Raw genomic sequence first — 6581 nt, forward strand, 5'->3', positions numbered from 1 at the left:
CAAAGCTCTGGCCCAGCAGTCTGTTCGTTATCACATTCGACGAGCACGGAGGCTTTTTCGACCATGTGCGGCCTCCGATTGCGGTTCCGCCCGGCGCGGCTGAAAACAAGAAGCTAAACGCGCACAACTTTGCCTTTGACCGCTTCGGCGTGCGCGTTCCAGCCCTGGTGATTTCTCCCTACGTCTCGGCCGGCACTATCGACCATACGCTTTACGACCATACGTCAATTCTGAAGACTGCCGACAAGTTGCTCGGGCTGAACGGCTTGCTCAATCTGACAGCGCGCGTGCGTGCTGCCGATGACCTTTCAAAGATGCTCGCTTTAGCGACCGCGCGCCCGGACATTCCGGTGTGTCCTGCGGCCCTCCCCACTGGGACTGTCCGACCTACGAGCGAGGGTTCTCCCCGCTCCAAAGACCCATTCCTTCCACTCTACGCACATCGTTGATAGAAAAACTGCATCTTTGCGCCGCCGATGCGACCTCAAACCATCCACCAACATATGGTCTGCATGCCTTTAATGCAGCCTGCTGCATTTGCCATTTGAATGTTGCTGAAAGAGAGCAACGCGAGAATTAAAGCACAGCTACCGCGGGTTTTCATCGTTAATCTCCTGTAAAGGCCAGTCAATAAGCCGCTCCTCTGGCGCGAATCAGTCGTCGCCCCGTCCGTCCCGCTCATGCCATGCGTGCTCGCGCGCGCGTTCCTCGTGATGGCGCCATTGGCGTTTACGCCACTCTCTGTGTTCGCGCCATTCACGTTGACGCCAGTCGTCGTCGCCATACACAAGCGCTGGCTGCGGACCGTAGACAACTGGCGGAGGCGGTGGCGCGTAGACCATTGGCGGCGGCGGATACACTGGCTGGGCCGGGTAATACAGTGGAGCTGGCGCGACTAACCCAATTCCTACGTCCACATGGGCAGAGGCCACCGTCGATATAGCGCCTACGGCCAAGGCCAGCGTCGCCAAACCTATCTTTTCTGTCATATCCGGCCTTTATCAGAATGCATGGCGCCGACAATCAAGGCGTTTGCCAGTCCCTGCATCTAACGTTCCGCTCTACCCGCCGGAATACTGCATAGATGTGACATTCGTTACCAATTGTTGACGCTCGACTCGTGGGTTATACGCCAAGGTCCAAAATGGATGATTCGACTCGCGGAAAACTCGTTTCGATTTTGAGATTTGACGTACGGAGCCGCAAGCCACTATTCACGCAGGTTCGGAGGCCACGGTTGACTCTCGGTCTCCGTCGCAATCGCTTCGCACGCTGCGGCGACATTGCTTGCAAAGGACGACGGATTTTGAACCCGCAACTTCTGGTAGCCGCCTATCGTCTCCTGCTCGCCGTCCCAGCCTTGATTCCAGCGAGCGTCGAAGTCGTCAGGCTCCCCCACTCGAGCTCTCACTTTCGCCCTGTACGCAGACGCTTTTCCCGACGAAAGGTCACAGTACTCGATGCCAAAATGAGTGTTCGCCGCTGCGGCTTCGATGATGTCTGTCTGGACAGCTTCGCGATTTTCCAGGCTTGCTGCAACCGCGGTATTCGCCAAAAAGCAACAGTAAAATAAGAAGGGCCGCCATTGCTGCATATCGTCTATCCCCAATCTCATCCAGCAGCCTCGAGTCCGTCAGTGTCCGATGATTTGGACCATACTAGCTTGGAGGGCGCGTCTCAAAAGCAGGAGGTATCTGTGAGTAACATGCCACACAATCTTGATGACGAAGCGCGCGCGGAACTCCTTTGCTACCTCGTTGTATCTCAACTCGTTGCTCGTGCACTTACCGATAAATGGCTGACGACCGAAAACCTCGTCGAGTCCCTGCGAATTTGGCTGCGAGCCAACAACGGCTCCGCGGAGTGGCAGGACCGACTCATTCTCGTGCATGCTGCGAACTGCTTGGCGCCGCGCCTATCGATTCCATTTCCATCTGACGAACCGTCCCTAGCAAGGCTGTATGGCGTTGACCGGTGGCAGTTGGACTATCGGTCTCCCGCGGTACAGTCGGCGTACCGCGCCTGCGTCGAGTATTTGAGCCACCGATGAAGGCCATTGCGGCGTATTGCCGTGCTATTGCGCTTGAGTTGCCTGGGTTTCAAGAGCTGCTTGCATCACTCCCTCCCGGCTCAATGCGGGTCATCGCAGGTCAACTAGCCGCCGGCTGCAATGCACGAACTAACTCCTCCGTCGTTATCAATTGGTGTGCATACGTCGCGGCGTTGATTTCGTGCGCCGCATGAAGCGCCTCATCTGAGAAAGCCGCGGTCGCGTCGCGAACCAGCGTGACGTGATACCCAAGCTCTGCGGCGAAACGTCCAGTGGACTCGATGCATGTATTCGCGACGAGGCCAACTAGAATGACGTGGGTAATGTTCCGCTGCTTCAAGAGAAAATCGAGGTCGGTATTGGCAAAGCCGCTGCTCATCCAATGCTCTTTCACAACTACGTCATCGGGCTGAGGTGCAAAGTCCGGGAACCATTCTCCGCCCCAACTGCCTTTTTGGAACACGAGCGCTTTGGCAGAGCCGGCAAGATAAGGGGTGGGATGTGTCCATCCGGCCAAATCACCTGGCTCGAATCGATGATGGGGAACGATGAATACTGGAATGGCCGCCTTTCGCGCGGCTGCCGTCGCGCTCTTCAGATTCTGATGCAAGTGTTCCGCATTTTTGGTGCCGGATACTCGTGGCCACAATTTCCCTCCTTCGGCGAGGAAGTCGTTATAAGGGTCAACGAAAAGCAAAGCAGTACAACCAGCCGGATAAATGATTGCGTTCATCGCATCCTCCTAACGTTTCAGGCGTGAATAAGTCGGCTATTCCCCTCTCGGGACCGTCCGAGTCAAGAGTTCGTATAAGGCTGCTTGTTCATCACTGGGAAGAAGACGGCCCGTGAAATAAGTAGTAAAAAGGTGTCATCGATGCGAGCTGGCCTGCGCGGGAGACAATACCGCACTTTTTCGCAGGGCACGCGTCATAGTTCGATACGCTACCACCACGGAGGTCAACATGGCGACATTAGAACAAATCCAGGTACGAATGAAGAAACTGCAAGTCCAAGCAGAAGCGATGCTCGCGAAGAAAGCGCAGGCAGCGGTCGACCAGATTCGTCAGTTGATGCTCAAGCACGGGCTCACTACAGCAGATATTGAAGCCAAGGCGAAAGCGAAGAGAGAAGCAAAGGCGTCAGGTTCGAGTGTCGCGGAGCGAGACGCCAAGCAAACAGTCGGTGTGAAAGGGAAACTGCCGCCAAAGTACCTGAATCCGAAAACCGGCGAAACATGGAGCGGACACGCTCGACCGCCCGCGTGGATTAGAGACGTGAAAGACCGCACAAAATTTCTCATCGATGGCGCCGGTACCGCGTCTCCAACAAAGACAGTCGGCGCATCCAGCGGAAAGACTCCAGTTCGCAACGTGCAATCAAAAGGTGCGTTGCCTCCAAAATATCAGGACCCAAAGTCGGGAGCCACGTGGAGCGGTCGCGGCCCTGCTCCCAAATGGTTAGCCTCGGCGAAGGACCGAAGCAAGTTTTTGGTTAAACAAACGGCTGTCGCTCCGAAAGATGCGTCCGCTACTCGCAAGGCGACCAAGTCGAAAGCCGCACCGAATCCCATCGCTGCGAGCAAGAAGGTTGGCACCAAGAAGACGGTCGCATCCAGGAAGCTGACGGCATCGAAAAAGTCAGCCAGCCCAAAGAAGGCCACGAAAAAGGCCTCCACCGAGGCAACCGTCACTGCGAAAAGGGCTTCCGCTCGCAAAACGACCTCACGAAAGGTCGCTCCTACGACGGCGACGGCGACGGCGACGATGCCGACGCCTGAAGCAGCGAGCACCGCATCGGCGTAGGATTTCGCAGTGACATGCGGCACATCTAGTTCACGCAATGGGCCGCGGCGTTGGCCGACGACCAGACGGCCACCGCCGCGACGCTCGACGGGTTACTGCATTACGCAGACATCGTGCAAACCAGTGGCGGAAGCTACCGCCTACAGGACAGAGGGGAGGCGGGACAAACGACCACGCGACCACCAACGCAAGCAGCCACTTAGGTTAGGACTCGAGTGGTCCGATTCAAATCGGCGCCGACAACTGAAGGCCATCACTGAAGCTTTGATGCCCTTCGTCGTGGTCTCGGCTCGACGCCTATTCGTGAATCACGTGAAAGTACAAGCGACGTGACCCGACGGACAACTTCCTCAAATCCAGGGTCGCTCTGCTTTACGCAAAGCCATTTCCCGAGAACCTGATGCGGCCGCAGGGCCGGCATTTCCTCGATAAGGGCTGCATGACGTTCCTGCGATGTGCATACCAGCAAACCGTTCCACGGTTCATCCCGGTCAGCCACAACCAGGCACAGCAGCCCGTCGATGTAAGCCGCGTCGCAGCCAAACATTCGTTTTCGGAAATACGTCTCCTCGCCCTCGAGAGGCTCGAATATCCAGAGCAACGAGTTTCGGACCTTGGATGGCATCGATATTTAGCGCAACGTTCTGCGTAGGTTCGCGCTCGACCCCTCTTTGATATGCCGAAGCGAGCCCGTTGACTCCCGCTCTCAGCGCCCCTGCCGACCATTCCGGCTACTGTCCACCCCAACGGCGATACGTCCACTGTAGCCAATAACCTACCTCCCATCGGCTGGTAAGCGACGCTTCTTGTAGCGCACTTCGACTGGTGCGAAACGCGTAGAAGGCGGCGCGTACGGAGATTCGTCGGGGCCGGGCTCCTGCGTGGCCGCAAACAAAGCATCGTTGAGCAATTCCTCAAATATCTGCTCCGAGTCGCCACCAGCCACTGAACTACTCGTTTTGTCGTCGCCTTCCCGGTAGTCTGCTGGAATGGCTAGCTTGTTGTCGCCCTCACGGAAGGCGTCAACAGCTCTTGCGGGAGTCGTTTGAAGACCGTGCGGCGTGCCGGACAGAGCCCACTGGGCCACGAGTTCTTGCGCTCGTGCGTACGAACATGTGATGACGCCTCGAACGGCTTCCACCTGCAGTGCGCGCCGAGCCGCAAGCGTCTCTGCGTCAACGTGATGGTCATCGGCAAGCATGTGCGCGGAGATGCGGAGGGAATTAGCCTCGCCTGCCTCCAATCTCGCGCTAGTAGCCGCCAACTCACGCCACCGCTCGAATCCGCATCCTAACGCCACGGCCTCAAGCGCTTGATTCAAGCGCAACGCATTCTTGCCGCCGGCCAGTTCCTGCAAAAGCTGTGCTTTTTCCTGTGCGGCGTCGAACGGAATCAAGTAGCGCGCATTTTCCTTGTCGGCCATACCGATACACCCTCTTTTCAACTTCAGAGGCACGGGACGTGTTCGCCGTTCCAAACAACCAATCCCACTCACCTGCGCCCGCACGAGCACCTCAAAATCAGGCAATTGTCCTTCAGGGACACCACCTTACACCCGATGCAGAGCGGCTTCAAACCGCAATAAAGAATCCGACCGCCAGGCTACCCACTGAGGGTCATAGGCTTCCAACGTTAAAAAGGCTATTTGTTGCTTTTCGTTCCGCATCGGCTGGCCGCTTTCATTTTGCTTCGCGCATGGAAAGACTTGTTCAACGAACACGCCGGCCCGCATGGGCAACGCTGGATACCGACGTTTCAACCGACGTAGCTGACACCAGTTAAGTAAACCCACCTCGTGCGTCAGTTCTCCAGGCCTTTAAGTGCTCCTGCGGTGGCGCCTCTGACAAAGTTGGAGAATTGCGGTAGCACCGAATCTCCTCGGCTCTTCGAGAGTCAAACGGAAATAGGGCTGCAACAGGGCTTCATCCTATTGCTTGTGGGCGCCCTTCGCGGTTAGGTTAAACAAGTAAAAGTACCCATACGTGGCACGAATGAAATTGCTGCGATGCGATGATGGAGACAGGAGACGTGACATGCAGAATCCATCGACCGAATGGTCAACGAGTGACGTTCCCCTGGGGGACCGCACAGATGCGTGGGAATCGGTGCTGAGCTCGAGCTATCGGGAATGGCAGGTTCCACATCGCCTCCCAGCGACGTTCTTTGCTCACGTCAAACAACATGATTTTGCCGGAGCGGGGATTGTCGAGACGGTTTGTGACCCTTGCATGGGCCAACGCACCCGCGGCCAGGTCCGCCACGACGATGAGCTTTATGTTGGCGTTCAACTGACAACCGCCGGCCGTGAGCGGTTCAAGATTGGAGATTCCGGCGTGGAGGTCGTATCTGGAGATGTCGTCGTCTGGACAACCGACCAGGCTGTCGAGTTCGAGGTCCTAGAGCGCCTTCACAAGGTAACGCTGATGATTCCGTGGTCGGTAATGCGGGAGCGGCTGCCGGAACGCAAACAACCGCCCACCGGCGGCAAAATCGAAAGTCGCACCGGCGTCGGCTCGTTGCTGGCCGTTCACCTTCTCGCCCTTTCAAATGAAATCGCAACGCTCGACGAAAGCGTTCAAGGTTCCGTTAGCAGGTCGACACTTGAGTTACTAGATTCCTTGACTGAATTGATCTTGTAGCAGTCGAGTCAAGTTTCTACGCGGCGATTTTGACCTGATCGCACCAGGTGTTAACGGCCTTCTCAGCGGTGCGGAAGCTGCGCTGCAAAG

8 protein-coding genes and 1 pseudogene are annotated in these 6581 nt (G+C 56.8%); 4 read left to right on the top strand and 5 right to left on the bottom strand.

Annotated elements, in window-relative coordinates; genetic code table 11:
* The coding region (locus AWB81_RS39325; protein WP_327373328.1) for an alkaline phosphatase family protein at window positions 1-449 on the top strand (449 nt) is incomplete at its 5' end.
* Between the two features lie 204 nt (window positions 450-653).
* On the opposite strand, the gene AWB81_RS47690 is transcribed toward AWB81_RS39325, so the two are convergent.
* From AWB81_RS47690 to AWB81_RS39345, 3 genes are all read right to left on the bottom strand, one after another.
* Window positions 654-989, bottom strand: coding sequence for a hypothetical protein (locus AWB81_RS47690; protein WP_087135523.1), 336 nt, complete (start codon window positions 987-989; stop codon window positions 654-656).
* A gap of 221 nt (window positions 990-1210) precedes the next feature.
* Window positions 1211-1615, bottom strand: coding sequence for a hypothetical protein (locus AWB81_RS39335; RefSeq protein ID WP_062643651.1), 405 nt, complete (start codon window positions 1613-1615; stop codon window positions 1211-1213).
* 535 nt (window positions 1616-2150) lie between these two features.
* The gene (locus AWB81_RS39345; protein WP_062643656.1) at window positions 2151-2783 is read right to left on the bottom strand and encodes a cysteine hydrolase family protein; all 633 of its coding nucleotides are present in this window, start codon (window positions 2781-2783) and stop codon (window positions 2151-2153) included.
* 229 nt (window positions 2784-3012) lie between these two features.
* On the opposite strand from AWB81_RS39345, the gene AWB81_RS39350 reads away from it, so the two are divergent.
* Window positions 3013-3852: an H-NS family nucleoid-associated regulatory protein gene (locus tag AWB81_RS39350; protein ID WP_087135524.1), complete on the top strand. Its 840-nt coding sequence runs from the start codon at window positions 3013-3015 to the stop codon at window positions 3850-3852.
* 41 nt (window positions 3853-3893) lie between these two features.
* Window positions 3894-4055: pseudogene (locus AWB81_RS47695) on the top strand (ATP-binding protein); the annotation flags it as partial.
* A 50-nt stretch (window positions 4056-4105) separates the two neighbouring features.
* Here the strand turns inward: AWB81_RS47695 and AWB81_RS47700 are convergent.
* Together AWB81_RS47700 and AWB81_RS39365 are read right to left on the bottom strand one after the other, a co-directional pair.
* Window positions 4106-4477 carry a hypothetical protein gene (locus AWB81_RS47700; RefSeq protein ID WP_087135525.1) on the bottom strand — a complete coding sequence of 124 codons (372 nt, stop codon included), beginning with the start codon at window positions 4475-4477 and terminating at the stop codon, window positions 4106-4108.
* Window positions 4478-4627: 150 nt separating this feature from the next.
* Window positions 4628-5275: a hypothetical protein gene (locus AWB81_RS39365; protein WP_062643660.1), complete on the bottom strand. Its 648-nt coding sequence runs from the start codon at window positions 5273-5275 to the stop codon at window positions 4628-4630.
* Window positions 5276-5885: 610 nt separating this feature from the next.
* Between AWB81_RS39365 and AWB81_RS39370 the strand changes: the two genes are divergently transcribed.
* Complete coding sequence (locus AWB81_RS39370) at window positions 5886-6491, top strand: cupin domain-containing protein (RefSeq protein ID WP_235026155.1); 606 nt, start codon at window positions 5886-5888, stop codon at window positions 6489-6491.
* Window positions 6492-6581: the final 90 nt, after the last annotated feature.

It is taken from the genome of Caballeronia arationis, assembly GCF_001544975.2.
Lineage (GTDB): Bacteria > Pseudomonadota > Gammaproteobacteria > Burkholderiales > Burkholderiaceae > Caballeronia > Caballeronia arationis.